The sequence below is a fragment of the Methylobacterium sp. PvP105 genome, from assembly GCF_017876975.1.
In the GTDB taxonomy this organism is placed as follows: Bacteria; Pseudomonadota; Alphaproteobacteria; order Rhizobiales; family Beijerinckiaceae; genus Methylobacterium; species Methylobacterium radiotolerans.
The window spans coordinates 19,507-43,915 of record NZ_JAGIPA010000003.1; the positions used below are offsets into that span (position 1 = coordinate 19,507).

Here is a 24,409-nt window from a genome sequence, read left to right on the forward strand (position 1 = left end):
TGGTGCGGGATGCGGTCAGGACACAGTCTGGGCCAGCGGTTGAGGCCGGATGTCGGCTTGGTCGAGGGCGCCGACGATCGGTGGGAAAGGCGTCGCCTCCGCCACCGCCGCCCGGTAGGCGGGCAGCCAGCGGGCGCTGTCTACGGAGATAGCGGCCACGGTTCGCCCCTGCGCGCCGTACACACCGATGAACCGGCGATCCCGCAACGAACCCTGCACGACCGCGAATTGGTCGGCCCCGGTCGGCAGGCCGACGAGTTTGATGTTGAGGCCGAACTGCTGCGACCAGAAGTCCGGCAGGTGATCGTAGGGGACTAGCCCCGCTTCCCCAGCGACCATGTTCCGGGCTGCCGTCTCCGCTTGAGCGACCGCGTTGCCCCAATGCTCGACGGCGAGGTGGCGGCTGCCGTAGATGGCGCTCGGCCAGTGAGCGATATCGCCGGCCGCGAAGACATCCGGCACAACTGCCCGAGTGGCGGTGAGAACGCGGCAGTGGGTGTCCACCCGGACGCCTTTGGGCGAAACCGCCAAGCCCGCACCGGCCAGCCACTCGGTGTTGCGCAGGGCGCCGAGGGCAGCGACGACGCAATCTGCCTCGATCCGTTGGCCGGTGCGCAGGATGACCGCGACGACCCGGCTATCCGAGTCGGCTTGAAATCGCGCGACTTCCGTCTCCAAGCGGAGGTCCACGCCGCGGTCGCGGATCACGTCCCGCATGAAAGCGGCCGTGACGGAACCTAGGGCATGAGCCAACGGGAGCGCACCGCGCACCGCCAGGGTCACGTCGAGGCCGAGATCGCGGCAGCACGACGCGATCTCGCAGCCGATAAAGCCGCCACCGATGATGAGCACGCGGCGCGGTTTCCCGGCGAGGCCGCGCGCGAGCTGCTCGGCGTCCGCGTGGCCGCGGAGCGTGTACACGTTCGAGGAAGCTGCTTCGGCGCCGTTCGGCCACGGGCGTGCCCGAGTCCCGGTCGCGATGAGCAGCCGGTCGTATACGATCTGCGTGCCGTCCGAGAGGTAGATACGATGTGCGAGCGTATCGAGCCCCAATGCACCGACCCCGAGGCGGAACGTGGCGTCCAGATCGGCCCGTTGCGGCAGGGAGGTGTCCGCGCCGTACAGGCCGCGGAGCACCTGCTTCGACAGCGGCGGACGATCGTAAGGCGGCTCGTGCTCGTCACCGATCAGGATGATCCTGCCTCTGTAGCCCACATCGCGCAGTGCGTGCGCCGCGGACAGGCCGGCGAGCGAGGCGCCGACGATGACGATTTGGCGAGGAGCTTCGGTGGGCGCCGTCATCGGTCGCCCGCTCTCTGCAGCGTGGGAGACGGAACGTCGCTCGTCGCAGTGATGGCGCGCACCGGGCAGGCCTGCACCGCGCGCTCAATCTCGGCTCGGGCGGCTTCGTCCGGCGCCATGTCGTAAACCAACGCTTCTGCACCATGCAGGGCGAAGTGGTCGGGAGCGGCGTAGATGCACTGCGCGTAAGCTTGGCAGCGGTTGAGGTCGACGACGACCTTCATGGATAACACTCCGTCGAAGAGGGAAACGCCGGAAGCGGCAGTCACTGGCTGACGCGGAGCGTTAGTCGTGCGACCTCCCGGGGGAGGATGGCGCGCTCGTCCCCTCATCGAACACGGCACCGCACCGGGCACTCAACTGCTCGCGGTGTTGATGCATGCAGGCGATGATCGCCGGACGGTTAGGCACGTCCTCTGCGCACAGGCGCAGGACGTCGCTACGACACGCCACGGTCGCTTCCGTGATACTTGTCTCGGCGGCAGCGCCTTGGAGACTGCTACCGACCACGAGGAATAGGACTGGAATGGTCAAACGCGACATGATGCGGCTCTCTGGATGCGCCCCGTCCAAGAACCATAAAGGAAATAATAAGTTCCTTTTCAAGTAGGGCTGTCCCGGGGAGGTATGCAATGACGACAAGCCAGAAAGAGGCGTCGCCGTCGGCATCAAGGAAGCGTTCGCTCAGCCCCGGACGCCCACGCGCGGCGACGATCCAGGCACGTCAAGATCGGCTGATGGACATCGTCACTGCCGAGTTTCTGACATACGGCTATGAGGGGGCAAACATCGCACGTATAGCCCGCACCGCAGGAGTTTCACCCAAGACGATCTACGCGCGCTACGCCACAAAGGACGAGTTGCTGCTGGCAGTAGTGGTTCACTTGACGGAAGCCTCGCGCGAGGGATTGGCCCAGGAGCTGACGGATGGCTCAGTTAGCCCCGAGCAAGGTCTGACGACCTTCGCCTTGACCACCGCCTACCATTGGACATCGGAGCGCGAGTTCGGACTCTACAGGCTTGTCATCACGGAAGCCGGACGCTTCCCCCACCTCGTGACGCTTTATCGAGAAAGCACCGACGCGTTCCGTGAGGTCGTGACGGCGTACCTCACCGATCAAGTCGCTCGACGTGTGCTTGTGATCAAAGATGTCACGACCGCTGTTCAGTTGTTTGTATCCGTAACAACAGGCCAGATCCGAGAGCGGATGCTTCTAGGTGAGTGCCCTTCTTCTAGCGAGATCGAGTCTCAGGTGAAAGAAGGTGTTCAAATGTTTCTGTCTTGGTGTAAAAATAAATAATCTTGACCATTAATCATTGGAAAAAATCCTTCTTCAGATCTATGCCTTCATATTCGATGTATATCAGGTGCAGCTGTAAGCAATATTTCGCTGAGAGCGCAAATATAGTGGAACAACAGTTAGGTTTCTCTCCGTGACCGGACCGGCAAGGCTGAGTTCCAGCTGCGCTGTCCCACATTGCTTACACTATAGGAACCCAACGATAGGTGGTGCGGTCAGCGATGTAAGGAAAACGATCGTTTTCCCGACGCTAACGAAGAGGGGCCACCGAGCCGCTCCAAACGGCCTCGCTTTTGTCGGAGAAACGTGTCGGCTTTTCTATTGCCGGAGAAACGCTCTTTTGGCACTGTCCCGACATGCTCGTTGGATATGCCCGCGTCTCGACTCAGGATCAGAACCTCGACCTCCAGCGCGACGCCCTGACCCGCGTCGGCTGCGAGCGCCTGTTCGAGGAGAAGAAGTCCGGAAAGGCCGGCACCAAGCGACCAGCCTTTGAGGCAGCGCTGGCTTTCCTGCGCCCCGAGGACGTGCTCGTGGTCTGGAAGCTCGATCGCCTCGGTCGCTCCCTCATCGAGATGATGCGCACCATCGACGGCCTGCGGGTGAAGGAGGTCCACTTCCGCTCCCTCACCGAGCAGTTCGACAGCGCCACCGCACACGGCCGCTTTGCCCTGCAGATGCACGGTGCCATGGCCGAGTACTTCCTCGACCTCAATCGCGAACGCACCATGGAAGGCCTGAAGGCAGCGCTCGCTCGGGGTCGCAAGGGTGGCCGGCCAAAGAAGCTCAGCGAAGCCGACCTGGAGGCGGCCCGGGCCATGCTCGCAGCCGGCACGATCAGCGTGGCAGAGATCGCCAAGCGTATGGGCGTCAATCGCGACACCTTCTACAGCTACTTCCCCCGCGCTCGCGCCAACAGCATCGCGGTCAAGCCGTGAACCCGCGCATGACACGTGTGGCTCCGGCGTTCTGCCGGTCCCGGCACAACGGATGTAACGACGGACCACGTATCCCGATACGTGCCTCCGCTGGCCTCGCGGGGCTGTCGCTCACCGTCCGGTCCGAGATCATCGAAGCTTCATGACGATCAACCGCCCTCAGCTCACTGACGCCCTGCTCACGGCTACGCACATCGCCGAGCGGAACCTGATCGCGGCATTTATCGCCGATGCGGCGACTGAGCCCGCGCCCAACCCATTTCCAAACACCAGCGTCGGCGCCGTGCGACAGATCTGGCGGCAGCGCGCCGCGGAGTTCCAGTCGTTTGACGTTCAAGTAGCGGGGCTCGCCTGTCTGCTCGCGGCCTTGTCGGACATGAGCGTGAGTGAGCCGTTGGTACAGGAGATCCTACGTGCCGGGCCGCACACGGCAAACGTGTTCCACCAGGGTGCCCACTGCCAGATCGTAGGCGCCGTTCTCTACGGCAAGCCCGGGCATGCGCTGCCGGATGCACCGGCCATGCCGCTTGCGCATCGTGGTCCCAGGCGACGTGTCCGAACCGCCGTGGGGCAGCTCGACCTATTCATGTGAGCGGGACAGCCATGGCTGGGGTGTGCAGCTTTCAGCCGTGGGTATGCACATGTGCTTCCTAGCCAGCGCCCTGTAGCACTCCGAAACGGTCGCTTCGATTTGCAAACAGGCAATCAAGAGTGTAGCAGGTGACTTGAAGTTGTATCGTTAGATCGCCACGTGTGACTGCCGTTGGCAATAGTATCACGTCCGCATAAAGTCCTCTCTTTTTCACTCGTCGCTGTAGGTCGGTGGTGACCAATGTCGAGTTCTACAACTAAAGAAACAACTGGCGCCTGGGTAATTCATCACGGCCGCAAGTTAGTGCTCGATGCTAATGGTCCCGCAGAATTTCCCGCGTTAGATGAAGCAGCCAAGGCTGACCTGACCGGTATTTTGGACCGGGCCAGTTGCGAGATTACTGCATGGTAGCGGCCATGGGTAGCCGGAAGGCCAGATCCGGGGAGCTGACGGGCGCGGGCGGCCGATAGCCCAGCGACGAATGCGGTCGGATGCAGTTGTACGTGGTTTGCCATAGACCGATGACGATTGTCGACGCCGGGTGAATGATGGACGAAGGCGCCGACTGAAAAATCCCCAGTTCTGCGCGCGTCCGCAGGGTCGGAGGCGCTGATCTGGGCAGCCGGGCGTCGTCACCTCGCCGATGATCGAACCTCGTGAGCGCACGAGGAGTGTCGGCGGTGATCCAGCTCGGAGAACTCGTCATGATCCTGGACCTGCACCGCCAGGGCCTGTCCGTCACGGCCATCGCTCGCCAGCTCAGCCTCGACCGCAAGACGGTACGTCGGTACATCGCCCGCGGCCTCGAACCCCCGGCCTACACACCACGCCCGCCCCGCGAACGTCGCCTCGACCCCTTCACCGCCTACCTGCGCGAGCGCGTCGCCGCCTATCCCGCACTGACCGGCTCGCGTCTCTGGCGCGAGCTCAAGGAGCGCGGCTACGCGGGCGGCTACACCGCTGTCACCGACTACCTGCGCGGGATACGCCCGGCGGTGCCCGCGCCGTTCGAGGTCCGCTTCGAGACCCCGCCCGGCCAGCAGGCCCAGGCCGACTTCGCCCGCTTCGTCGTCTCGTTTGCGGACGAGCCGGGCGTGACGCGCATCGTCTGGCTGTTCTCGATGGTGCTGGGCCACTCCCGCCACGTCTGGGCGCGCTTCGTCCTGCACCAGGATCTGCAGACGGTCCTGCGCTGCCACATCGCCGCCTTTACGGCCCTGGGCGGCGTGCCGCTGGAGATCCTCTACGACCGCATGAAGACCGCGGTGACCGGCGAGAGCGAGGACGGCAACATCGTCTACAACCGCTCGCTCGTGGCGCTGGCCGCCCACTATGGCTTCCTGCCGCGCGCCTGCCGGCCCTACCGGGCGAAGACCAAAGGAAAGGTGGAGCGGCCGTTCCGCTACGTGCGCGAGGACTTCTTCCTCGCCCGTAGCTTCCGCAATCTCGAGGACCTGAACGTCCAGCTTGGCGATTGGCTCGCCACCGTCGCCAACGTGCGCCTGCACGGCACGACGCTGCGCATCGTCTCGGAAGCCTTCGCCGAAGAGCGGCCCAGCCTGCAGCCGCTGCCGGTCGTGCCGTTCCGGGCCGTGCTGCGTCTGGAGCGGCGCGTCACCCACGATGGCCTCGTGAGCGTCGGCGGCAACCTCTACAGCGTGCCCGACCGGACACGGCGTGTCGTCGAGGTCCACCAGTTCGCCGACGAGATCCAGATCTTCGACGCAGGCCGTTTGGTGGCGGCGCACACCGTCGTCGAGGGGCGTCGGCAGATCCTGGTCGCGCCCGGGCATCGCCGCCGGCCGGAACTGACGCGCCGCACCGCAGCGGGACGCGACGGCCCCATCGTGATCGGCCGCACCGGCGAGCACGTCGCGCGGCGCTCGTTGGAGGTCTACGCCGCCGTCGGCCGCCGCTTGGCCGAGGGAGGCCGGCCATGACGGGGCGGCTGGATCCTGCCGCGACGCTGGAGAGCATCCGGCGCAACCTCGTCGGGCTCAAGATGGCTCGGGCATTGGAGGTGCTCGACCAGACCCTGCGCCAGATCGAGCAGGGTCAGATCGGCGCGGTCGAGGCCATCGACGTGCTCCTGACCGAGGAACTGACGCTGCGCCAGACGCGGCGGGTGAAGATGGCGCTGATGACGGCGCGGATCACGACGGTGAAGACGTTGGCCAGCTTCGACTTCGCCTTCCAACCCTCGCTGGACCGCAACCGCGTCCTGGCGCTGGCAGGCCTGGACTTCATCGACCGGCGCGAGGCCGTCCACCTGCTCGGTCCACCCGGCACGGGCAAGAGCCACCTCGCTGTGGCCTTGGGCGTGGAGGCGATCAAGGCAGGGCGCGGGGTCTACTTTGCGACGCTGGCCGACATCATCGCTTCCCTGGCCAAGGCGGAGCGAGAGGGTACGTTGCGCGAGCGCATCCGCTTCCTCGCGGCCTTCGCCCTCCTGATCGTGGACGAGATCGGCTATCTGCCGGTGGTACCGGGTGGGGGCAACCTGTTCTTCCAACTTGTCAACGCGCGCTACGAGCGGGGCGCGATGATTCTGACCTCGAACCGCGGCTTTGCGGAATGGGGCGAGGTGTTCGGCGATCCGGTCGTGGCCACCGCGCTCCTCGACCGCCTGCTGCATCACGCGGTCGTCGTACAGATCGAGGGGGCAAGCTATCGGCTGCGCCAGCACGCCGACCTGGTGCCCGAGCACGTGCGCTCGAAGGCGACGATCACGCCGCCGCCGGCCCCCAAGCGCCGCGGTCGTCCGCCAATGCGTCACGAGCCCGACCCCAATGCGGCCTGACCCACGGGAGTGGGGACTTTTGCTTCGGCGGATCTGAGGACGATGCACTCGGCGTTGACAGACGATCTGCGCCTCCTTCAGCGAGTAGAAGATTTCCTGGCGTAGGCACTCGTCCCGAAGTTTGCCGTTGAAGCTCTCACAGTACCCGTTCTCCTACGGCGATCCTGGTGCGATGTACTGGATCTGTGGCCCCGTCTTGGCGACCCACTTGCGCAGCGCCTTTGAGATCATCTCAGGGCCATTATCGCAGCGGATGTGCTCGGGGATGCCGTGCAGGCACATGGCATCGGCCAGCGCCTCGATCACGCCGACGCTGTTGATACGCCGTGCCACCTTCAGCGCCAGGCACGCCCGGCTATGCTCGTCGATCAGCGTGAGGATGCGTAGGCTTCGGCCGTCGTGGGTCTGAGCCTGCACGAAGTCGAAGCTCCACACATGGTTGCGGTGGAGCGGTCGTAGCCGCACGCATGAGCCGTCGTTCAGCCATAGGCGGCTGCGGGGCCTCTGTCGGCTAGGGACTTTGAGCCCCTCGCGACGCCAGATGCGCTGAACCCGGTCCTTGCCCACTTGCCAGCCGGCTGCCTGCAGCAGCGCGGTGACGCGGCGGTAGCCATAGCGCCCGTACTCGGACGCCAGGGCGATGATGGCGCGGGTCAGCTCATCCTCGTCGGCCGGCACGGTGGGCACGTAGCGCTGCGTACCCCGATGCTGGCCGACGATCCGGCAGGCGTGACGCTCCGAGAAGCCGTACTTCTCCCGGATGCCGTCGACCGCCTGCCGGCGTCGCTCGGGGGCTACAAGTTTCCCGAGGCGACGTCCGCCAGAACTTGTTTCTCCAAGGACAGGTCGGCTACCAGCCGCCGCAATCGAGCGTTCTCGCGCTCCAGATCCTTCATTTTCTTGGCTTGATCGACCTTCAGGCCGCCGTACTCCTTACGCCAGCGGTAGTAACTCTGCTCTGAGACATCCGCTTCCTTGCATGCAACGGCGATGCTCTTTCCCTGGGCCGTCTGCACCTCGATCTGGCGCAACATCAGCACGACCTGCTCCGCACTTGGCCTCTGTCCTCGCTTCATCCCCAACTCCTCTGGTCCAAGCTGATCCTCTCAATCAGCCCGGTCCAAAGCCAGCCGGTCAGGTCAGTCCGCCATCGTGCATTGGGCCGGCATTGGAAGCACCTCGCCCGCGAGCGCCTGAAGGACGTCGAGCCCACCATCCCGCTGGGTCGCAAGTTCTGGGCACTCAACGAAGAGGAACGCGCCGCCCTGAACGACCTGTTCGAGGAGGAGCGGGTGCGCGGCCTAGTGCTGTCGCTGACCGGGCGCGGCGAGAACGCCGACCTCCGCTTGATCGACGCGGCCTACTGGATGAAGGGCTGCTCCTCGCTGGGCTTCCTGCGCTACGCCGCGCTGGTGCGGATTGAGGATTGCGGCAAGCGGCGCCTTGCGCTCGTCGACCTGAAGGAGGCGGTCGAGCCGGCCGCGCCGGCAGCCCCCGGCGCCGAGATGCCGGCCGATCCGGCCGAGCGCGTGGTGGCCGGGGCGCGGGCGCTCTCGCCGAACCTGGGCGAGCGAATGCTGCCATTGCGCCTGCTGGGCAAGCCGGTCGTCATGCGCGAGCTCGCGCCGCAGGACCTCAAGCTCGACGTCGATCAGTTCACCCGCGAAGAGGCGGTGCGGGCGGCGCACTACCTTGCCTATGTCGTGGGTAAGGCGCACGGGCGCCAAATGGACGAGGCTACCCGTGCCAATTGGCGGCAGGATGTCCTGCGGGGCACCGACGGCGGGGAGCAGGCTCCGAACTGGCTGTGGTCGAGCTCGCCGGCCGGCACGAGGTCGGTTACCTCCAGCACTGCCGACTTCACGCTACCGCGGAAGCCGCGTGATTCCCTGCGTCCCCGGGGACAACGAGGCTGTCGGGAAGGGTGAGGTAATCGAAGCGGCCGCTCGGGCGTCTGCCGGGCGCCAGTAGCCCAAGGCCCCGCATGGCGTCCCTTCCGCCCGCGGCCCAGCGGTCGCGGATGGACGAGGGCGAGAAGTCGAAGCTCTTGGCCGCGAGCTCGTCGGCGCCAGCCTGGTAGACGAGGTGGAGCAGCGTCACCGTCGGTCCCGTTGGATCGAGCCGCTCCCGCAACTCGTACTCGCGCCTCAGGCCCGCTATGGCCCGGCGCGGCGGGCTGGCAAAGATGAGGTCGTTGGCGCGCTCCAGCACGGCGTCGAGCGAGGCGGGGCGCGGCGCCCGTAAGGAGAACAGGTCCGAGGCGATGCAGAGGAGGTCGCGCCCCGGCTCGGTTTCGAAGAGCGGGTCGAGAGGCAGGTTGTTCGTGTACCCCGCGTCGCACAGGACACGCCCGTCCACCTCCACCGGCGGGAAGGCGGGCAGGATGGCCGTGCTAGCGAGGATGTGCTCGGGGCGGACCTCCTGGCGGGCGGTGTCGAAGTAGACCTCTTCCCCGGTCTCGATGTCGACGCAGCCCACCGTCAGGCGCGTGTCGCCTCGGTTCAGCCGCTCGAAGTCGACGAGGCGCTCCAAGGTCCGGAGAAGCGGCCGGTTGTCGAACAGGGCCACGTCGTTCGGCACCCACGGCAGGGCCGACCACAGGCCGGGTAGCCGATGGCCGAAGATGCTGGGGCGTCCCAAGGTGAGTGCCAGGAGGGCATGGAGCCCGTTGTAGACTTGGCGCGGCTTGAGCAGCCCGGTCGGGCTCGGGCCCGTGGCCTGGGTCGCCTCGTCCCAGAACGTCCGGAGCTTGGCGACCCTATCCTCGGGCGGGTTGCCCGCCACGATGGCGGCCGTCACCGCACCGATGGAGGCGCCGACGACCCAGTCGGGCCTGAGCCCGTGGTCGTGCAGCGCCTCGTAAGTCCCGGCATGGTAGGCGCCGACGGCGTTGCCGCCGGCGAAGACCATGGCGAGGTCGCGTGTGTCGTCCGGCATCCTTGCCTTCGCGTCTTGAGGGATCCCCTCGCTGTAATCGGACGGAGCACGCGGCGCCATCCGACCCGACGAGAGGCTGGCAGGCGTCCGCCGCACCCCATACAGGCGGGCGTTCACCCGTTCGGCACGGTCCGACGTCAGCCGTGCGGCTTGAACACGACCTTGGTGCAGTTGTCCTTCTTGTCCCGGAACATGTCGTACAGCGCCGGGCCATCCTCCAGGTTCGTGGAGCGGTGGCTGATGATGAAGGACGGATCGATCTCGCCGTTCTGGATGCGCTCCATCAGCGGCTTCATGTATCGCACCATGTGGGTCTGACCGGTCTTCAGGGTCAGGCCCTTGTTCATCAGGACGCCGAGGGCGACGGGACCGACCGGACCGACGAAGACGCCGGGCATCGAGACGTTTCCGCCCGGACGGCAGGCCAGGATGGCCTGGTTGAGGGCGAAGGGCCGCTCCAGGCTGACGGTGTGCTCCATGATGGCGGAGGACACCTTCTGCAGGGTGGTGTCGGCCCCGTGGGACTCCATACCCACCGCCTCAATGACCGAGTCCGGGCCGAGGCCATGGGTCATCTCCATCAGCGTGTCCTGCACGTTCTCCTTGGACAGGTCGATGGTCTCGGCCCCTGCCTCCCGGGCCAGTGCGAGGCGCTCCGGGACGCTGTCGATGGATATGACCCGCTTGGCGCCCAGCATCAGGCAGCACTTGACCGCGAGCACGCCGACCGGGCCGCAGCCCCAGATCGCCACCGTATCCTCCGGGCCGATGTCACAGTGTTCGGCGGCTTGGTAGGCCGTGGGGAAGATGTCGGAGAGGAAGAGCACCTGCTCGTCGGTGAGGCCCTCGGGCACCACGATGGGTCCGACGTCGGCGTAGGGCACCCGCAGGTACTCGGCCTGCCCGCCGGCGAAGCCGCCGGTGATGTGCGAGAAGCCGAACAGGCCGGCCAAGGGGTAGCCGTAGGTCTCGGCCTGGAGCTTGCCGTTCGGGTTGGTGCGCTCGCAGCAGCTCCAGTTGCCCCACTTGCACTGGCGGCACTCGCCGCAGCAGATGGTGAAGGGCACCACGATGCGGTCGCCGACCTTGAGCTTGTGGTTGTCCCGACCGACCTCGATGACCTCGCCCATGGTCTCGTGGCCGAGGACGTCGCCGCACTCCATCGTCGGCATGAACCCGCCCATCAGGTGGAGGTCGGAGCCGCAGATCGCGCAGGCGGTGACCTTGATGATGACGTCGCGTCCGTGCTCGATCTTGGGGTCCGGCACCGTCTCGCAGGTGATCTTGCCCCGGCTCTGCCACGTGAGTGCTTTCATGATCGGTCGCTTTCGTTCGTAGGGTTTCGCTATCGGGGTGACCTGACCGGTATTTTGGACCGGGCCAGTTGCGAGATTACTGCATGGTAGCGGCCATGGGTAGCCGGAAGGCCAGATCCGGGGAGCTGACGGGCGCGGGCGGCCGATAGCCCAGCGACGAATGCGGTCGGATGCAGTTGTACGTGGTTTGCCATAGACGGGACTGTCAGGAATTTCGTGTGGGGGCGGCCATAGTGGATCCGACGGAGGTTTCCGATGGCACGACGCAAAGCACCCCGTATCCCTGACGCGCTCCTGGATCAGCTCCTGGCCGGGGCTGATCCGAAGACGGCGTTCGAGGCCGATGGCCTGCTGGACGAGCTGAAGAAGGCCCTGGCCGAGCGGGCGCTCAACGCCGAGATGGACCACCATCTGGCAGGCGAGGACGCCGGCAACACGCGCAACGGCTACGGTCGCAAGACGGTCACGACCGAGACCGGCCGGATCGAGCTGGCGATCCCGCGCGACCGGCAGGCGACGTTCGACCCGCAACTGATCGCTCGCTATCAGCGCCGCTTTCCCGGCTTCGACGACAAGATCGTGTCGCTGTACGCCCGCGGCATGAGCACCCGGGAGATCGTCTCCCACCTGCGCGAGCTCTACGGGATCGAGGTCTCCCCCGACCTGATCAGCGCGGTGACCGACGCGGTTCTGGAGGAGGTCGCCGCCTGGCAGGCCCGGCCCCTGGAGCCGGTCTACCCGATCGTGTTCTTCGACGCCCTGCGGATCAAGGTGCGTGATGAGGGCGTGGTCCGCAACAAGGCCGTCCACATCGCGCTGGGCGTGCGCGCCGACGGCTCCAAGGAGATCCTCGGCCTGTGGCTGGAGCAGAACGAGGGCGCCAAGTTCTGGTTGCGGGTCATGAACGAGCTGAGGCACCGCGGCGTCGAGGACGTGCTGCTGGCCGTGGTCGACGGCCTGAAGGGCTTCCCCGATGCGATCCGGGCGGTGTTCCCCGAGGCGCTGGTCCAGACCTGCATCGTTCACCTGCTGCGCCACAGCCTCGACTTCGTCTCCTACAAGGACCGCAAGCTCGTGGCGGGAGCGCTGAAGGAGATCTACCGCGCGCTCGATGCGGCCGCCGGCGAGGCAGCGCTGTCCGCCTTCGAGGCGGGCGAGTGGGGCCGGAAGTACCCGGCCATCGCCCAGAGCTGGCGGCGAGCCTGGGGCGAGGTGATCCCGTTCTACGGCTTCCCCGGCGAGGTCCGGCGGATCCTCTACACCACGAACGCCATCGAGGCCCTGAACGCCACGCTGCGTCGGGCTGTACGCGCCCGCGGTCACTTCCCGACCGACGAGGCCGCGCTGAAGCTGCTCTACCTGGTCTTGAACCGCTCCGAGAAGGCGTGGAAGGTAGGCCCGCGTGAGTGGGTCATGGCCAAGGCGCAGTTCGCCGTCATCTTCGGCGAGCGCTTCACCCGGGCCATGGCAGCCTGATGTTCAACCCGCCGCCCGCACACGGAATTCCTGACAGTCCCCCATAGACCGATGACGATCTGCGCCTCCTTCAGCGAGTAGAAGATTTCCTGGCGTAGGCACTCGTCCCGAAGTTTGCCGTTGAAGCTCTCACAGTACCCGTTCTCCTACGGCGATCCTGGTGCGATGTACTGGATCTGTGGCCCCGTCTTGGCGACCCACTTGCGCAGCGCCTTTGAGATCATCTCAGGGCCATTATCGCAGCGGATGTGCTCGGGGATGCCGTGCAGGCACATGGCATCGGCCAGCGCCTCGATCACGCCGACGCTGTTGATACGCCGTGCCACCTTCAGCGCCAGGCACGCCCGGCTATGCTCGTCGATCAGCGTGAGGATGCGTAGGCTTCGGCCGTCGTGGGTCTGAGCCTGCACGAAGTCGAAGCTCCACACATGGTTGCGGTGGAGCGGTCGTAGCCGCACGCATGAGCCGTCGTTCAGCCATAGGCGGCTGCGGGGCCTCTGTCGGCTAGGGACTTTGAGCCCCTCGCGACGCCAGATGCGCTGAACCCGGTCCTTGCCCACTTGCCAGCCGGCTGCCTGCAGCAGCGCGGTGACGCGGCGGTAGCCATAGCGCCCGTACTCGGACGCCAGGGCGATGATGGCGCGGGTCAGCTCATCCTCGTCGGCCGGCACGGTGGGCACGTAGCGCTGCGTACCCCGATGCTGGCCGACGATCCGGCAGGCGTGACGCTCCGAGAAGCCGTACTTCTCCCGGATGCCGTCGACCGCCTGCCGGCGTCGCTCGGGGGCTACAAGTTTCCCGAGGCGACGTCCGCCAGAACTTGTTTCTCCAAGGACAGGTCGGCTACCAGCCGCCGCAATCGAGCGTTCTCGCGCTCCAGATCCTTCATTTTCTTGGCTTGATCGACCTTCAGGCCGCCGTACTCCTTACGCCAGCGGTAGTAACTCTGCTCTGAGACATCCGCTTCCTTGCATGCAACGGCGATGCTCTTTCCCTGGGCCGTCTGCACCTCGATCTGGCGCAACATCAGCACGACCTGCTCCGCACTTGGCCTCTGTCCTCGCTTCATCCCCAACTCCTCTGGTCCAAGCTGATCCTCTCAATCAGCCCGGTCCAAAGCCAGCCGGTCAGGTCAAGGCTTCTACCTTGCTCACCAAACTCGGTCAGGCAGATCAAGTCGATATTCCAAAGTCAGAAGTCCGCGCAATTGCTGTAGCATCGGGTTTTAATCCGAGGCACGAGCTCAACGGCCTACTCAAGGTCTTAGAAGATAAGCGTCTCATCGAGCAATCGGAGAATGAGGTATCCGTTCTCGGCATCACAACTCGTGGCTCCCTTGGCCATGCAGCCGACATTTTCCAGGATGCGGAACCGACTCAGTACGAGAATGCCTCCCTGACACTCGCCGAGCTAGCCTCCACCGCCCCTGTTAGGTCATCAGATATAGTCGAGCAAATTGGAGATGAACACGAACTGACGAAGGCTCAAACTATCGATTTTCTGCGTAGGGCCGAGGAAGTTGGGTTTGTTGACAAGGAGGGCGAGGGCGACGACAAAATTTTGTTTAACGGAAATCTGTTCCGCCGCGACTCCGTCGTCAAAAGTCGAATGGTATTGGCTTCCTTAACTGAGTCTGATCAGAAACTTGTGACAGAAATTAGCGGCCAATTATCGATCGTCGGCTGCCTAACAGTCAAACATGTTGAACGCGTACTTACTAAGCCTCTATTCGAAAAACTCATTGCTGCGGGCGTTTATGACCTAAATCAAGTAACAAATGAAAAGGGCAACCACGTTTATGTGACGGCTCCATCCGCATTTCATAAATTTGTCGATCCAATGATCGATGATTGCTTTGATATGGCTAAATCTCTCGTTGCAGCTCTTACCTACGGAATGAAATCACGATCAGCATCTCAAGGACGTATCAGTATGCTGCCGGCGCTTCTCGGCAAATTAATTAGTGGTCGAGAAATCGGACCGGCGACAGCGATTGGACAGGATTATCGAGTGCTGGAGGTAAACCGGGTTATCAAGCTTCGTGCCGATATATCCTACCCAGATCGCTATTATATGAGGCTTGTTAAAACTGAAATTGGCCAATTGGCCCTACAGGTACTTACACAAGGCAACGCTTATGAAGAGTCACTAACCAGCTTGGTTAGCGCGCCTATGTCAGGGTATATCGGCCCTGAGGAGACCCGGAGCTCGGTTCGACGTAGACAATCAGCGATGAGTAAAAAAACAACCCAGGACGTCCTGGAAGCTGTGCGAGGCGGGCGGACTCTGAGATGAGTGATCAGTCGACACTGCCAAAGGGCGCAGTCTTAGAAGAAGTTTTGCGCGCCTATTTTCTACGTGCGGGATTTTTTGTGATCCGCGGCGTTCCATTCCGCTTTGCAGACGAAGATCTTACAGATGTGGATTTATGGCTGTATGAAAGGCCCACCGGAACGTCTCGTCGCGTGCAAATCTGCGATATTAAATACAAGCAACGACCAAAAGCCGTCGAGCGCCTGTTCTGGACGAAAGGGCTGGCAGAAGCGCTGAATGTCGATGCTGCTTATGTAGCGACCACTGACAAGAGAAGAAATCTTAGGTCAGTAGCTGACAAACTAAGCCTTCAACTTATCGACGGAACAGACATTCAGAGGATTCATAATAGTCCGTCGATCGTTTATGTAGACGGCATAAGCGACGAAGATATGATCAGAGAATTGCAATCTGTAGATAAGGAATTCAGAAATAAGGAGCTTTCTGAAGCGAGGATTGATATCCTTTCTTCTCTTTCTGAAGGATTTGGCGCACCATCGACTGTTCGCTCTCTGGAAGGGTTCGCTCGCCTGGCTAGGCTGGCGGTCAGTTACCACCCAGACTCGTCTGCTGCTCGTGCGGCGGGTAGACTCGCTTACCTAGCGGCAGCCATCGCATGCGAAAGCCTAGATTATGTGAGCGTTGGAGCAGCTTTCCGCACAATCGAGGAGAAGCGAGAGCTCATATTAGGAGCAGTTCGCTTGGGCGCGTTGAGCAATGAGGACAGACATCAAACCCTCAGACTCGCCTTGGGACTGGTGGAAAGATATGCTCCTGGAGGCAGGGCAACAGCAGCGGCCGTCGAGGCAGCACTTAAGAAAGAGCTGGATCGCATACCCGCAGAAATCGTTGCTGATCAATGCGTCAGGTTGTTGAAAGCTGACCAATTATTCTTTGTTGGTCGTGAACTGGAAATGACTGCTTATAAAGCAAATTTGCCGAACTTCGATCACTTGAGCACCCAAACCAAGTCTATGCTGGGAGCACTTCTAGATTATTCGCACGTGGACAGGGAGCGTTTCGCAAAATCGTGGGACTTCAAGAGCAGCTCTAAAACATCTGACGATGTCAGGGAGCTTATCGCTGAAGATCAAAACAAAGAACGAAATCTTTTTTCTGATTAATTGAGACCGTCCAATCTGTCAAAAAGCTATTTCTCCCGCGAAATTGTCTGACGGTTGAAGTTGAAGCTCCGGCCAATGCTGGCTGGTGACTCACCATCGATATCCCTGCGCCGGATCGCCTCCCGCTGCTGGTGTGGAGTCAGTTTGGGATTGGGCCCGAACCTTACTCCATCCGCCTTCGCCTTGGCGCGGACGGCCGTGGTACGCTCACGCAGCCGCTTATGCTCCAGCTTCGCGGCGAGGCCGAGGACAGCCAGAATGACGTCGGCCATCTCGTTTGTCGTGTCGAGGATTGGCTCGGTGAGCGAATGTAACCCGACGCCGGCAGCGCGCAGATCACGCGCGATCGTCAACAAGTCGGCCGCCCCGCGAGCTGCGAGACGGCCGTCGCACCCTTCTGCTTTGCGGCAGCGCTAGGCGGCGGACTGGTAGTAGGGGATGATGACGGCAGCTGGCGCGGGTCGGTCGCTCACGCCCGCTCGACCGTCTTGGCGTCGGTCGGGTCCCCTCTCCGACATGCCATGTAGGCGCTGGCGACCTCCCGCAGGAAGTCGGTCGGCATAGTGCCATAGACCGCTGACGGTGGATTGCTTCCCGAGATCGTCCGCAGATCGGGACCCGGCCACGTGAAAAGGTTCGCCTCGTTCACGACGACCCACTGGCGATGCTCGTCGAGGCCAGACGCCGCCTTCACCTCCGCCGGGATCTCCACGGCGGCGGCATCGGACTGCGGCGGTGAGTGGGTAATCACCAGGGCGAGCACCCGGCTTGATTGGACTGACACGATGACGACTGGGTGAGGGTCGTCAGAAACCTCGTGTCCGTCCTCCTGATCTTGATGAAAAAGGTAACAGTGGCGAGCAATCAGGCCACGACTTGGGACTGGCAACATAGTTTCTCCGCGCGGTTAACATTCATTTCTTCTCTCCAATATTCTTTTCTGAAATGAAGCTCTCTAGATCATCAATGAATTCTTGAGGCGTATCTTCAGACTTTAGTGAAATAAGGTCGCGCTTAGTTAGGCGATTGTATTCTTCAAACGACAAAATGACGTTCCGATCACGACCGTGCTTACTTACAATAACAGGGCTCGTTAGAGCCATGTCGGCATAAAGAGAGAACTGCCGCACAACATCGGCGGAGGACACTCTCACAGGCTCGAATTTGGCCAATCTGGATCTCGTTGGAATTCCTAAGAATGCGCAAAATACATGTTTTGTGGGGTCTTGTCAAGGCCGCGCTTCAGGTGCTGATCCAGTGCGCCTGACGATCTACCCGCTTGGACTAGAGGCCCGCTTCGGCGGGCCTTTCCGTTTGTGTGACCGGGCCTCTCGGCCGAGCACCGATCGTTCATCGCGACAGGCTGGGGCGGGGATCCCTTGCGTACTGCGGGTTGATATCGTCTCTGCAATCTGTGGAGGCGAATCAGTGCCAGCCAAGAAGGCGACGGTCGACAAGGCCGCATTCAATCCGAAGGCCACGTCCCTCCCGTTCGCCTTGCGCGTCAGCGACTTCGAGGTCGCGATGCAGGACGTCTATGACTTCTTCTCTGACGTGAACGAGCTCCTCTCGTCGAAGGGCCTACACCGCCTGGACGACATGATGCGGCCAGCTGCCTTGAGCGGGATGATCTCCGACATGATCACCGCCTCGCTGGCCAAGTTCTCCCGGTCCCTCGTCGAGAACCGGCATTTTAACGGCCATCCCGATCTCGTCATGCGGGGCCAGTACAAGAACGACGCCGTGCCCTCCGGAGAGCACGGGATCGAGATCAAGAGCACGCGCAAGCCAGGTGGCGCTGTCGACACGCACGGCGCCCGGGCACAGTGGATGTGCGTGTTCGTCTACGAGGTCGACAACGAGACTGAGCCAGCGAGCGCGCGGGAACCGATGCGGTTCACCGAGGTGTACTTGGCGCAGGTCGAGGAAGGCGACTTCAGGTCGAACGCCCGCGGTACCCTCGGGACCCGAACCGCGACCCTGCATGCGGCCGGCGTCGCGAAGCTGCGCGAGGGTTGGGTCTATAGAGCCGTGTCCGCTGCGCCCAAGAAGGTGGCGAAGAAGGGCGCGCAACCGGAAGGCCTCAAACCGCCAACGGTGAAAGCCTCATCAACAAAATCTTAACTCGGCTGGCCGAGATTTCGATTGACGTCCAGACGTCTTTCGTTGCGTTCTCCGCAGATCAGGTCACCGAGTTCAAAGCCATGCTCGCCCCCGGAGCTGTTAGAGACGCAATCCTCGAACATCTCAAGCTGCTTGGCGCCGACGCCAGCATGGACGAGATCCATGCTGCGGTGAACCGGAAGCTAAGCGCCGAGGTGCCCCGCTCCTCCGTGCGATCCTATCTCAATCTCAACACGGGTCCGGGCAAGCACTTCGAGCGAACCGGACGCGGTCGGTACAAGCTCCGGTCAACAAAGGTGGCCGCCGCTTCGAAGACGAAGGTCAAGACGGCAGAGAGCGAGGACCCCGAGCCGGCCCCCGTCTTCGTCGACAATCTGACCAAGCTCTACCACGCGGATTGTTTCTCGTGGTTGGCGCGCCAGCCCGAGCGCTCCATCCATGCCGTCGTGACGGACCCGCCGTATGGACTTGTCGAGTACACGGCCAAGGAACAGGAAAAGCTGCACGCCGGCCGCGGCGGCGTCTGGCGTATCCCGCCATCCTTCGATGGACATCAGCGAGCGCCGCTTCCGCGCTTCACGGTTCTCGACCACGACGACCGCGCGGAGCTCCATACGTTCTTCAAGAAGCTGGCCGTCCAGCTTGCCCGCGCGACCGTGCCGGGCGCGAACGTCGTCGTCGCCTCGAACCCGCTGCTCGCGCACATCGTCGCCGCGGCCATGGCCGAGGGCGGCCTGGAGCTCAGAGGCTACATCGCGCGGCTCGTTATGACGATGCGCGGCGGCGACCGACCGAAAAACGCCCATGAGGAGTTCGCGGGCGTCTCGGTGATGCCGCGCTCGATGTGGGAGCCGTGGGTCGTCCTGCGGAACCCGCTGGAGGGCCGGGTGCAGGACAACCTGCGCAAGTGGGGGACCGGCGGCTTTCGCCGTCCCTCCGCGGAGCGACCATTCGGCGATGTAATCAAGTCGGGGCCCACGCCGGCATCAGAGCGCAGGATCGCACCGCATCCGTCGCTGAAGCCGCAGGCCGTCCTCAGACAGATCGTTCGGGCTTCCCTGCCGCTTGGCGAGGGCATCGTGCTCGACCCGTTCGCGGGGTCCGGCTCCACGCTCGCGGCGGCCTGCGCCGTCGGATATCCGAGCATCGGGACGGAGCTCGACGCCCGCTACGTGGCTCTGGCCTCGAAGGCGATCCCGCGCCTCGCCGGTATCTCGGTGCAGGACGCGTTCGTCGGCTTCTAGCCCTTCTTGATTGTCTTCTTCCCGGTCTCAACCTTCTTGATCATGGACGGGTCATAGGGCGGGATAGAGGCCCGGAGCTCTGCTTTCGTCGGCGCCGCGTTGCCGTCGATCCGGGTCACGATGTCCATACCCGCGGCGATCTTCTGTTGCACCGCCTTGTAGGCGTTGCTGCCCGTCCTTCCCTTGCCCATCGAAACCTCCGCATCAGCTCCGCACATGTTGCAGCCTGAGTCCTGCAGAGCAAGGCGCGCTCCGCGGCGGGCGTTCGAAGCAAAATCCCCAGGGTGCCCTCAGCTGCAGCTTCTTCAAAAGCGCAGCCGGCCGGCACCCGGACCAAACTCTCAAACGAGAAACACCCCAAGAGCGGGTGCTCCCAGGGTGTCGCTGGCCTCGCGGCCAGTTTGATCGGGCTGGGGATGCGAAGGTCAACCGGATGGCTGCTCTTCGACGGCGGAGAGCGATGAGGAGGACCAGCTACCCCTCGCCCGCCGCCGCAGCTCCCGGGACAGAGACCGGGAGCTGCGCGACAGGCTCTTAGTACGAGCCGAACTTGTAGTTCAGGCCGGCGCGGACGACGGCGAACTCGTCGTCGCGGCGACCGATGGCGCTGTAGGCGACCGGGACGAGGTTGGCGGCGTTGACGACCAGGGCGCCCTGGTTGCGGTTGCCGCGCTCCAGGTTCACGTACAGGCCTTCGATCTTGAACGTCACCGCCGAGGAGCGGAAGAAGTTCAGGAACGACTCGGTGGGCAGGGCGAACTCGACGCCGCCGCCGACCGCGTAGCCGGTGCGGAAGCTGTCGTTGCCGGCGTAGCCGCCGAACGAGCGGTCAGCGCTGCCCGAGCCGTAGGCGAAGCCGCCGGTGGCGTACACGAGGGTGCGGTCGAAGGCGTAGCCCAGGCGGCCGCGCACGGTGCCGAAGTAGTCGAGGCTCGACAGGCCGCGCGGGTCGGTCACGTAGTAGCCCGGGGCGACGGCGCCGGAGATGAAGGCGTTGTTCCGGTTGCGGCCGAAGTCGAGGTACTGGGCGTCGGCCTCGATGCCGAACACCACGCCCGAGCCCGGGGTCAGCTGCCAATTGTAGCCGATCTGGGCGCCGCCCGAGAAGCCGTCCTGGCTGCGATCGCGGAAGGTGGCGGTGGTGCCGAGGGCGGCGTAGGGGGCGGGAACGCCGAACACCGAGCCGTTGGAGCGGCTGCTGGCGTCGAAGGCGTAGCCGGCGTTGATACCGAAGTACGCGCCGGTCCAGGTGAAGACCGGGACGGGGGTGAACACCGGCGGCGGAGCAGCGCGGCGCGGCAGGTCGGCGGCCGAAGCGGCGGCGGTCAAGGCGGTGAAGGCGGTGAAGGCGGTCAGCGAGGCCAGGAGCTTGGTCATTACGTAAGGTCCAGATTTCAATCTGACGGTAAGGCTACCGGCCCGTGGACGAAATGGCTGTAGCTTTATGGACACACTGCCGCCTAATGCCGCCGGTCGGCACAGTAACCCGTCTGTTAATATGCGCTAGACTACCGGAATACATCGCGATGTACCTGGCCGATCGCCACAACATCTAAGCACAGGTTTGATTGCACTTTTCTGCCACGTTGGTCCGCAACTGTGACCGAGAGGCTGCCTGGATCTTCCTCAGGTCCTAGCGGCCCCGAGATCGGTGGGCCGATCGCGCCGAAGGGATCCCCTCCCTCCCACGATCCTGTCCTGTCCGCTCGCCGCGTCGGGGGCGACCTTTTTCCTTAGAGAGAGGTTCAGCCGACACGACGTGACCTTCACCGAAGCTCAGCTCCACGGGTACGGAACGCCGCACCGTCGCACGAGCCTCGCGCGTCCGCCCCTTGCGCAGAGCCGCGCGCACGCGCGTCTCGAACGCCTCGGCCTCCGCCTCATCATCCCGTGCGTCGATCGCGACCTGCACGGTCGCCCCCGGATGCCGGGCGATGAGGCCAGCGAGCGCGCTGTCGGTCTCTTCGGCTTCATCCCCTATGCCGCAGAGCAGAGCACGATCGGGCAGCCCATCCCGCTGATACAAGCCCAGCGCCGTCCTCGCGGTCCTGGCCACGTAGATCCTGTCAGGAGCGCGTCTGTCGCCCAGCTGGATCAGGCCCGGCGGACCTGCGGGCGCCAGCGTCTCGGTCCCGGGCCAATCCGCCTCGAACCGCTCGATCCCGTCGATGCGGCCGAGCGGATCCCGGCGGGCGAACAAAGCTCGGCCCTGTGGGTCGATCAGCACGTCGCTGGAGAGGCGCTCCAGCAGCCGCGGGAGCTGCCCCTGCAACGCGGCCGCCGCGCTCCAGGCTTGGCGCCTCAGCCCCTGCCACAAGACCGCGGCGAACCGCCCGACCCGGTTCTGAAGCTTGCGATCTTCGAGTTCGAGCGGTGTCGCCTGATCCGGCACGTCCGGACGCGGCACCGGATAGGTCGCGGTCGCATGCAGGCGCGCGTCCATGCGCTGCCTCAGCGCCTGGGTGGCCGGCGACGGCTCGCGCTCGGGGGCTGGGGTGATCCCGGCGATGGTCGTCCTCCACGCCCCCGCGCGCTCCAGGCCCATCCTGCCGCCGGGCGGCACCGGGACGTCGCGCGACCGGACTGGCGCGCCACACCAGCCGCGCAGGTCGGTCCCGGCGTAGTCGGCGACATTCGCCTTGCCGCCGCTGCTCGCGCTCTCCGCCAGGAAGCTCTGCCGGATCTCGCTGTGGCCGATCGGGGCGAGCCCCGAGTGCGCGCCGCCGCGGCTGCCCGGCAGGCCGCGCTCCTCCGCCCGAACGCCGGAGCGCGCCGACTCCAGCCGCTCCCGGATCCGGTCCGTGTCGACGAAGAGCTGCGCGCTGCGCCGATGCCGGGTCATCGCCACGTAGGTCGCCTCCGCCCCTGTGCCGCGCAGGTCGGCCACGAACGCCTCGTCCACGGTGACGCCCTGGGCCGCGTGCGTGGTCAGGGCGTAGCTGTGCTGCAGCCGCGGCACCTGCGGCTCGTCCGGATCACGGTGCCCGACCAACGCGCTCGCCCGGGCGCTCAGCCGCGCCCCGTTCTTCAAGAGCCGCAGCGTCAGCACCGGATCAGCTGGATCACCCGAGAGCGCCTCGATCCGGGCGAGGTCGGCGTTGCGGATCGTCTGGCCCTCGACCTCGACGGTCTCCCCAAAAATCACCTCGTCGCCGACCGCCAGCGCCAGCGCCTCGGCCCGGCTGCCCCCGCGCGGGATCGCGGCGATCTCGACGTCCTCATCCTCCGGCAGCAGCCCGTCGTGCTTCAGCCGATCCCGGATCCGCGCGTTGAGCGCGCGCACGTCCTTGTTCCAGCCGGTCAGCACCGCCCGCGTCCGCTGCGCCCCTTCGGGGTCGTGGCGGCTCTCGGCGTAAGCGTCGACCAGGGCGGCGATCGTAGCCTCGCGGTCCGCCCCCCAGGTGATCGCGCCGCCACGGTCGTACGCCTCCAGCGCGCTCGCGGTCCGGCCCGCGGCGAAGTCGACGCTCGCCGCCCGCATCCAGGCTCCCTCCGCCTCGCTGCGCCCGCGCTGCCGCTGGATCTCGTCCATCCGGCTTGCGCCCAGCGCCCGGACCAGCAGCCGCATCGGCGCGCCCGCCACCACGGGCGCGAGCTGGCGCGTGTCGCCGCTCAGCACCAGCTTCGCCCCAGCCGCGCCCGTGGCCTCGACCAGCGCCGCGAGATCGCGCGTGCCGATCATCCCGGCCTCGTCGGCGATCACGGTCGTCCGCGGCCCCAGCGCGATCTCGCCCTTGTCGATCCGGTTGAGGAACCCGGTCACCGCCCGCGCCATCGCCTCGGCGGTCGCCGTGTCGGTCTGGATCACGCCCACCGCCTTCCACGATGGCGCGATCACCCAGACCTCGCCGCCGCTGGCGCGCACGGCGTCGGCGACGCTGGCCATGGCAAACGACTTGCCCGAGCCGGCGCTGCCCTCGACCACGCTGACCCCGTCGCGGTTCAGCGCATGCCGCACTGCCGCCCGCTGCTCCGCGCGCAGGCTCGGCCGCTCCGCCAGCACCCGCGCCACGACCTCCTGGGGAACGAAGTCGCGCTCGTCCTGCCGGGCGTAGGCACGGTGGAGCATCCCCCGCTCCGCCGCGATCATCTCAGGGCTCGCGTACACCGCCTCGCCCTCGGCTGTGCGCCCGACCGCGACCACGCCGCCGTCCCGGCGCAGCCGCTCTACCTCTTCCAGGACGGCGTCGGCCCCGGCTTCGCATTGCAGCGCCTCCGCGACACGGCGCACGAGCGCGCGCTCTTCGACCACCGCCTGCATCGCCAGCGCCTCGGCGAGGCCGGCCTCGGCCAAGGTCTGCACCCGCCGCGCCGCCGAGCCCGTCCGTGCCGCGCGGATCCCGTCCGCCGCGATCCGCACCCCTTCGAACAGCGCCCTGCGCGCCCAGCCGGCCTGGATCAGCTGGCGCTCCCAATCCGCCTCCAGGGTGGCCAGCGGCGTCTCCCGGTCCTTGCGCCCCCGCGTGCCGTGGGCGGCGGCCTGGGCCGCGACCCGGTCCTCGGCGGTGTCGAACCCCCGCTCCCGTGCAGCCGCCTCGATCGCCGCGCGTCGCTTGGAGAACAGCTCCAGCACCGACTCGGCCACCCCGGCGATCTCGAAGTTGCGCCCGGCCCGCACCGCCTCGTAGCCCAGCTCCGCCCGCAGGGTGCTGGCCAGCTCGCTCCGGTACAAAGCCGCGATCCCGCCGGCGTTCTTCAAGATCGCGCGGTTGTCGAGGCCCCCGGTCGAGCCGTCGGCCCGGACGCACAGGTTGAGCAGCACCGCGTGGCTGTGCAGCTGCGGGTCCTGCGCCCGCGAGGTGAAGTGCCGGTACAAAGCCGCGCTCACCCCTGCGGCCGGCGCCCGCTCTCGGCCCTGCGCCCCGGTCCGGGTCACGATCAGCCCGGCCGCATGCGCGTAGTCCAGCGCCCGGCGCACCGCCCTCCGGTCCCGTGCGCCGCC

General features: G+C 65.0%; 20 protein-coding genes and 6 pseudogenes. 11 read left to right on the forward strand and 15 right to left on the reverse strand.

What is annotated here, in order from left to right:
* Window positions 1–15: 15 nt before the first annotated feature.
* Together J3A75_RS32460 and J3A75_RS32465 are read right to left on the reverse strand one after the other, a co-directional pair.
* A complete protein-coding gene (locus J3A75_RS32460; RefSeq protein ID WP_209651000.1) occupies window positions 16–1,302 on the reverse strand; it encodes an NAD(P)/FAD-dependent oxidoreductase in 1,287 nt (428 codons plus the stop codon).
* Window positions 1,299–1,526, reverse strand: a complete 228-nt coding sequence (locus tag J3A75_RS32465; RefSeq protein WP_209651001.1) for a ferredoxin — start codon at window positions 1,524–1,526, stop codon at window positions 1,299–1,301. Before J3A75_RS32465 ends, J3A75_RS32460 begins: the two co-directional genes overlap by 4 nt.
* A gap of 513 nt (window positions 1,527–2,039) precedes the next feature.
* Between J3A75_RS32465 and J3A75_RS32470 the strand changes: the two genes are divergently transcribed.
* The 3 genes from J3A75_RS32470 (at window position 2,040) to J3A75_RS32480 (ending at window position 4,133) form a co-directional block, all read left to right on the forward strand.
* A complete protein-coding gene (locus J3A75_RS32470; protein ID WP_209651002.1) occupies window positions 2,040–2,603 on the forward strand; it encodes a TetR/AcrR family transcriptional regulator in 564 nt (187 codons plus the stop codon).
* A 356-nt stretch (window positions 2,604–2,959) separates the two neighbouring features.
* The gene (locus tag J3A75_RS32475) at window positions 2,960–3,541 is read left to right on the forward strand and encodes a recombinase family protein (protein ID WP_209651018.1); all 582 of its coding nucleotides are present in this window, start codon (window positions 2,960–2,962) and stop codon (window positions 3,539–3,541) included.
* A 142-nt stretch (window positions 3,542–3,683) separates the two neighbouring features.
* On the forward strand, window positions 3,684–4,133 hold the full coding sequence (locus J3A75_RS32480; RefSeq protein WP_209651003.1) for a hypothetical protein: 450 nt from the start codon (window positions 3,684–3,686) through the stop codon (window positions 4,131–4,133).
* Between the two features lie 397 nt (window positions 4,134–4,530).
* Here the strand turns inward: J3A75_RS32480 and J3A75_RS32485 are convergent.
* Window positions 4,531–4,659: pseudogene (locus J3A75_RS32485) on the reverse strand (integrase core domain-containing protein); the annotation flags it as partial.
* A gap of 154 nt (window positions 4,660–4,813) precedes the next feature.
* Between J3A75_RS32485 and istA the strand changes: the two are divergent.
* The gene (gene istA, locus J3A75_RS32490; protein WP_209651004.1) at window positions 4,814–6,073 is read left to right on the forward strand and encodes an IS21 family transposase; all 1,260 of its coding nucleotides are present in this window, start codon (window positions 4,814–4,816) and stop codon (window positions 6,071–6,073) included.
* Window positions 6,070–6,933 carry an IS21-like element helper ATPase IstB gene (istB, locus tag J3A75_RS32495; RefSeq protein WP_209651005.1) on the forward strand — a complete coding sequence of 288 codons (864 nt, stop codon included), beginning with the start codon at window positions 6,070–6,072 and terminating at the stop codon, window positions 6,931–6,933. The genes istA and istB overlap by 4 nt, the downstream gene beginning before the upstream one ends.
* A 60-nt stretch (window positions 6,934–6,993) precedes the next feature.
* Here the strand turns inward: istB and J3A75_RS32500 are convergent.
* A pseudogene (locus J3A75_RS32500) lies at window positions 6,994–8,009 on the reverse strand (IS3 family transposase); the annotation flags it as partial.
* A 54-nt stretch (window positions 8,010–8,063) separates the two neighbouring features.
* On the opposite strand from J3A75_RS32500, the pseudogene J3A75_RS32505 reads away from it, so the two are divergent.
* Window positions 8,064–8,818: pseudogene (locus tag J3A75_RS32505) on the forward strand (DUF2252 family protein); the annotation flags it as partial.
* On the opposite strand, the gene J3A75_RS32510 reads toward J3A75_RS32505, so the two are convergent.
* From J3A75_RS32510 to J3A75_RS32520, 3 genes and pseudogenes are all read right to left on the reverse strand, one after another.
* Window positions 8,794–9,870, reverse strand: coding sequence for a patatin-like phospholipase family protein (locus tag J3A75_RS32510; RefSeq protein WP_209651006.1), 1,077 nt, complete (start codon window positions 9,868–9,870; stop codon window positions 8,794–8,796). The pseudogene J3A75_RS32505 and the gene J3A75_RS32510 overlap by 25 nt on opposite strands.
* Before the next feature lie 137 nt (window positions 9,871–10,007).
* Window positions 10,008–11,186 (reverse strand): zinc-dependent alcohol dehydrogenase, encoded by a 1,179-nt coding sequence (locus J3A75_RS32515; protein WP_209651007.1) that lies wholly within the window; start codon window positions 11,184–11,186, stop codon window positions 10,008–10,010.
* A 76-nt stretch (window positions 11,187–11,262) separates the two neighbouring features.
* Window positions 11,263–11,382: pseudogene (locus J3A75_RS32520) on the reverse strand (IS3 family transposase); the annotation flags it as partial.
* Window positions 11,383–11,441: 59 nt separating this feature from the next.
* Here J3A75_RS32520 and J3A75_RS32525 point away from each other — a divergent pair.
* A complete protein-coding gene (locus tag J3A75_RS32525; protein WP_209651008.1) occupies window positions 11,442–12,662 on the forward strand; it encodes an IS256 family transposase in 1,221 nt (406 codons plus the stop codon).
* A 20-nt stretch (window positions 12,663–12,682) separates the two neighbouring features.
* Here J3A75_RS32525 and J3A75_RS32530 read toward each other — a convergent pair.
* Window positions 12,683–13,731, reverse strand: a pseudogene (locus tag J3A75_RS32530) (IS3 family transposase); the annotation flags it as partial.
* Between J3A75_RS32530 and J3A75_RS32535 the strand changes: the two are divergent.
* On the forward strand, window positions 13,710–14,957 hold the full coding sequence (locus tag J3A75_RS32535) for a hypothetical protein (protein ID WP_209651019.1): 1,248 nt from the start codon (window positions 13,710–13,712) through the stop codon (window positions 14,955–14,957). The pseudogene J3A75_RS32530 and the gene J3A75_RS32535 overlap by 22 nt on opposite strands.
* Window positions 14,954–16,099, forward strand: coding sequence for a hypothetical protein (locus J3A75_RS32540; RefSeq protein ID WP_209651009.1), 1,146 nt, complete (start codon window positions 14,954–14,956; stop codon window positions 16,097–16,099). The genes J3A75_RS32535 and J3A75_RS32540 overlap by 4 nt, the downstream gene beginning before the upstream one ends.
* 26 nt (window positions 16,100–16,125) lie before the next feature.
* Here the strand turns inward: J3A75_RS32540 and J3A75_RS32545 are convergent.
* From J3A75_RS32545 to J3A75_RS32555, 3 genes and pseudogenes are all read right to left on the reverse strand, one after another.
* Window positions 16,126–16,461 (reverse strand): annotated as a pseudogene (locus J3A75_RS32545) (recombinase family protein); the annotation flags it as partial.
* Window positions 16,462–16,568: 107 nt separating this feature from the next.
* A complete protein-coding gene (locus tag J3A75_RS32550; protein ID WP_209651011.1) occupies window positions 16,569–16,862 on the reverse strand; it encodes a hypothetical protein in 294 nt (97 codons plus the stop codon).
* Window positions 16,863–17,013: 151 nt separating this feature from the next.
* On the reverse strand, window positions 17,014–17,271 hold the full coding sequence (locus J3A75_RS32555; protein WP_209651012.1) for a type II toxin-antitoxin system Phd/YefM family antitoxin: 258 nt from the start codon (window positions 17,269–17,271) through the stop codon (window positions 17,014–17,016).
* Window positions 17,272–17,527: 256 nt separating this feature from the next.
* Between J3A75_RS32555 and J3A75_RS32560 the strand changes: the two genes are divergently transcribed.
* Window positions 17,528–18,223, forward strand: a complete 696-nt coding sequence (locus J3A75_RS32560) for a hypothetical protein (RefSeq protein WP_209651013.1) — start codon at window positions 17,528–17,530, stop codon at window positions 18,221–18,223.
* Here J3A75_RS32560 and J3A75_RS32565 read toward each other — a convergent pair.
* On the reverse strand, window positions 18,220–18,387 hold the full coding sequence (locus J3A75_RS32565) for a hypothetical protein (RefSeq protein WP_209651020.1): 168 nt from the start codon (window positions 18,385–18,387) through the stop codon (window positions 18,220–18,222). The two genes, J3A75_RS32560 and J3A75_RS32565, sit on opposite strands and share 4 nt — an antisense overlap.
* Between J3A75_RS32565 and J3A75_RS32570 the strand changes: the two genes are divergently transcribed.
* Window positions 18,373–19,467: a DNA methyltransferase gene (locus J3A75_RS32570; RefSeq protein WP_245365154.1), complete on the forward strand. Its 1,095-nt coding sequence runs from the start codon at window positions 18,373–18,375 to the stop codon at window positions 19,465–19,467. The two genes, J3A75_RS32565 and J3A75_RS32570, sit on opposite strands and share 15 nt — an antisense overlap.
* On the opposite strand, the gene J3A75_RS32575 is transcribed toward J3A75_RS32570, so the two are convergent.
* From J3A75_RS32575 to mobF, 3 genes are all read right to left on the reverse strand, one after another.
* Entirely contained in the window at window positions 19,464–19,658 is a 195-nt protein-coding gene (locus J3A75_RS32575; RefSeq protein ID WP_209651015.1) for a hypothetical protein, read from the reverse strand. The genes J3A75_RS32570 and J3A75_RS32575 overlap by 4 nt on opposite strands.
* A gap of 343 nt (window positions 19,659–20,001) precedes the next feature.
* Entirely contained in the window at window positions 20,002–20,844 is an 843-nt protein-coding gene (locus J3A75_RS32580; protein WP_209651016.1) for an outer membrane protein, read from the reverse strand.
* Between the two features lie 256 nt (window positions 20,845–21,100).
* A partial coding sequence (gene mobF, locus J3A75_RS32585; protein ID WP_245372215.1) for a MobF family relaxase occupies window positions 21,101–24,409 on the reverse strand: 3,309 nt, incomplete at its 5' end.

Coding starts and splice junctions, on each gene's coding strand:
- J3A75_RS32460 (WP_209651000.1), bottom strand. CDS start 1,302: ATGACGGCGCCCACCGAAGCTCCTCGCCAAATCGTCATCGTCGGCGCC.
- J3A75_RS32465 (WP_209651001.1), bottom strand. CDS start 1,526: ATGAAGGTCGTCGTCGACCTCAACCGCTGCCAAGCTTACGCGCAGTGC.
- J3A75_RS32470 (WP_209651002.1), top strand. CDS start 2,040: ATGGACATCGTCACTGCCGAGTTTCTGACATACGGCTATGAGGGGGCA.
- J3A75_RS32475 (WP_209651018.1), top strand. CDS start 2,960: ATGCTCGTTGGATATGCCCGCGTCTCGACTCAGGATCAGAACCTCGAC.
- J3A75_RS32480 (WP_209651003.1), top strand. CDS start 3,684: ATGACGATCAACCGCCCTCAGCTCACTGACGCCCTGCTCACGGCTACG.
- istB (WP_209651005.1), top strand. CDS start 6,070: ATGACGGGGCGGCTGGATCCTGCCGCGACGCTGGAGAGCATCCGGCGC.
- J3A75_RS32510 (WP_209651006.1), bottom strand. CDS start 9,870: ATGCCGGACGACACACGCGACCTCGCCATGGTCTTCGCCGGCGGCAAC.
- J3A75_RS32515 (WP_209651007.1), bottom strand. CDS start 11,186: ATGAAAGCACTCACGTGGCAGAGCCGGGGCAAGATCACCTGCGAGACG.
- J3A75_RS32525 (WP_209651008.1), top strand. CDS start 11,442: ATGGCACGACGCAAAGCACCCCGTATCCCTGACGCGCTCCTGGATCAG.
- J3A75_RS32540 (WP_209651009.1), top strand. CDS start 14,954: ATGAGTGATCAGTCGACACTGCCAAAGGGCGCAGTCTTAGAAGAAGTT.
- J3A75_RS32570 (WP_245365154.1), top strand. CDS start 18,373: ATGGACGAGATCCATGCTGCGGTGAACCGGAAGCTAAGCGCCGAGGTG.
- J3A75_RS32565 (WP_209651020.1), bottom strand. CDS start 18,387: ATGGATCTCGTCCATGCTGGCGTCGGCGCCAAGCAGCTTGAGATGTTC.
- J3A75_RS32575 (WP_209651015.1), bottom strand. CDS start 19,658: ATGGGCAAGGGAAGGACGGGCAGCAACGCCTACAAGGCGGTGCAACAG.
- J3A75_RS32580 (WP_209651016.1), bottom strand. CDS start 20,844: ATGACCAAGCTCCTGGCCTCGCTGACCGCCTTCACCGCCTTCACCGCC.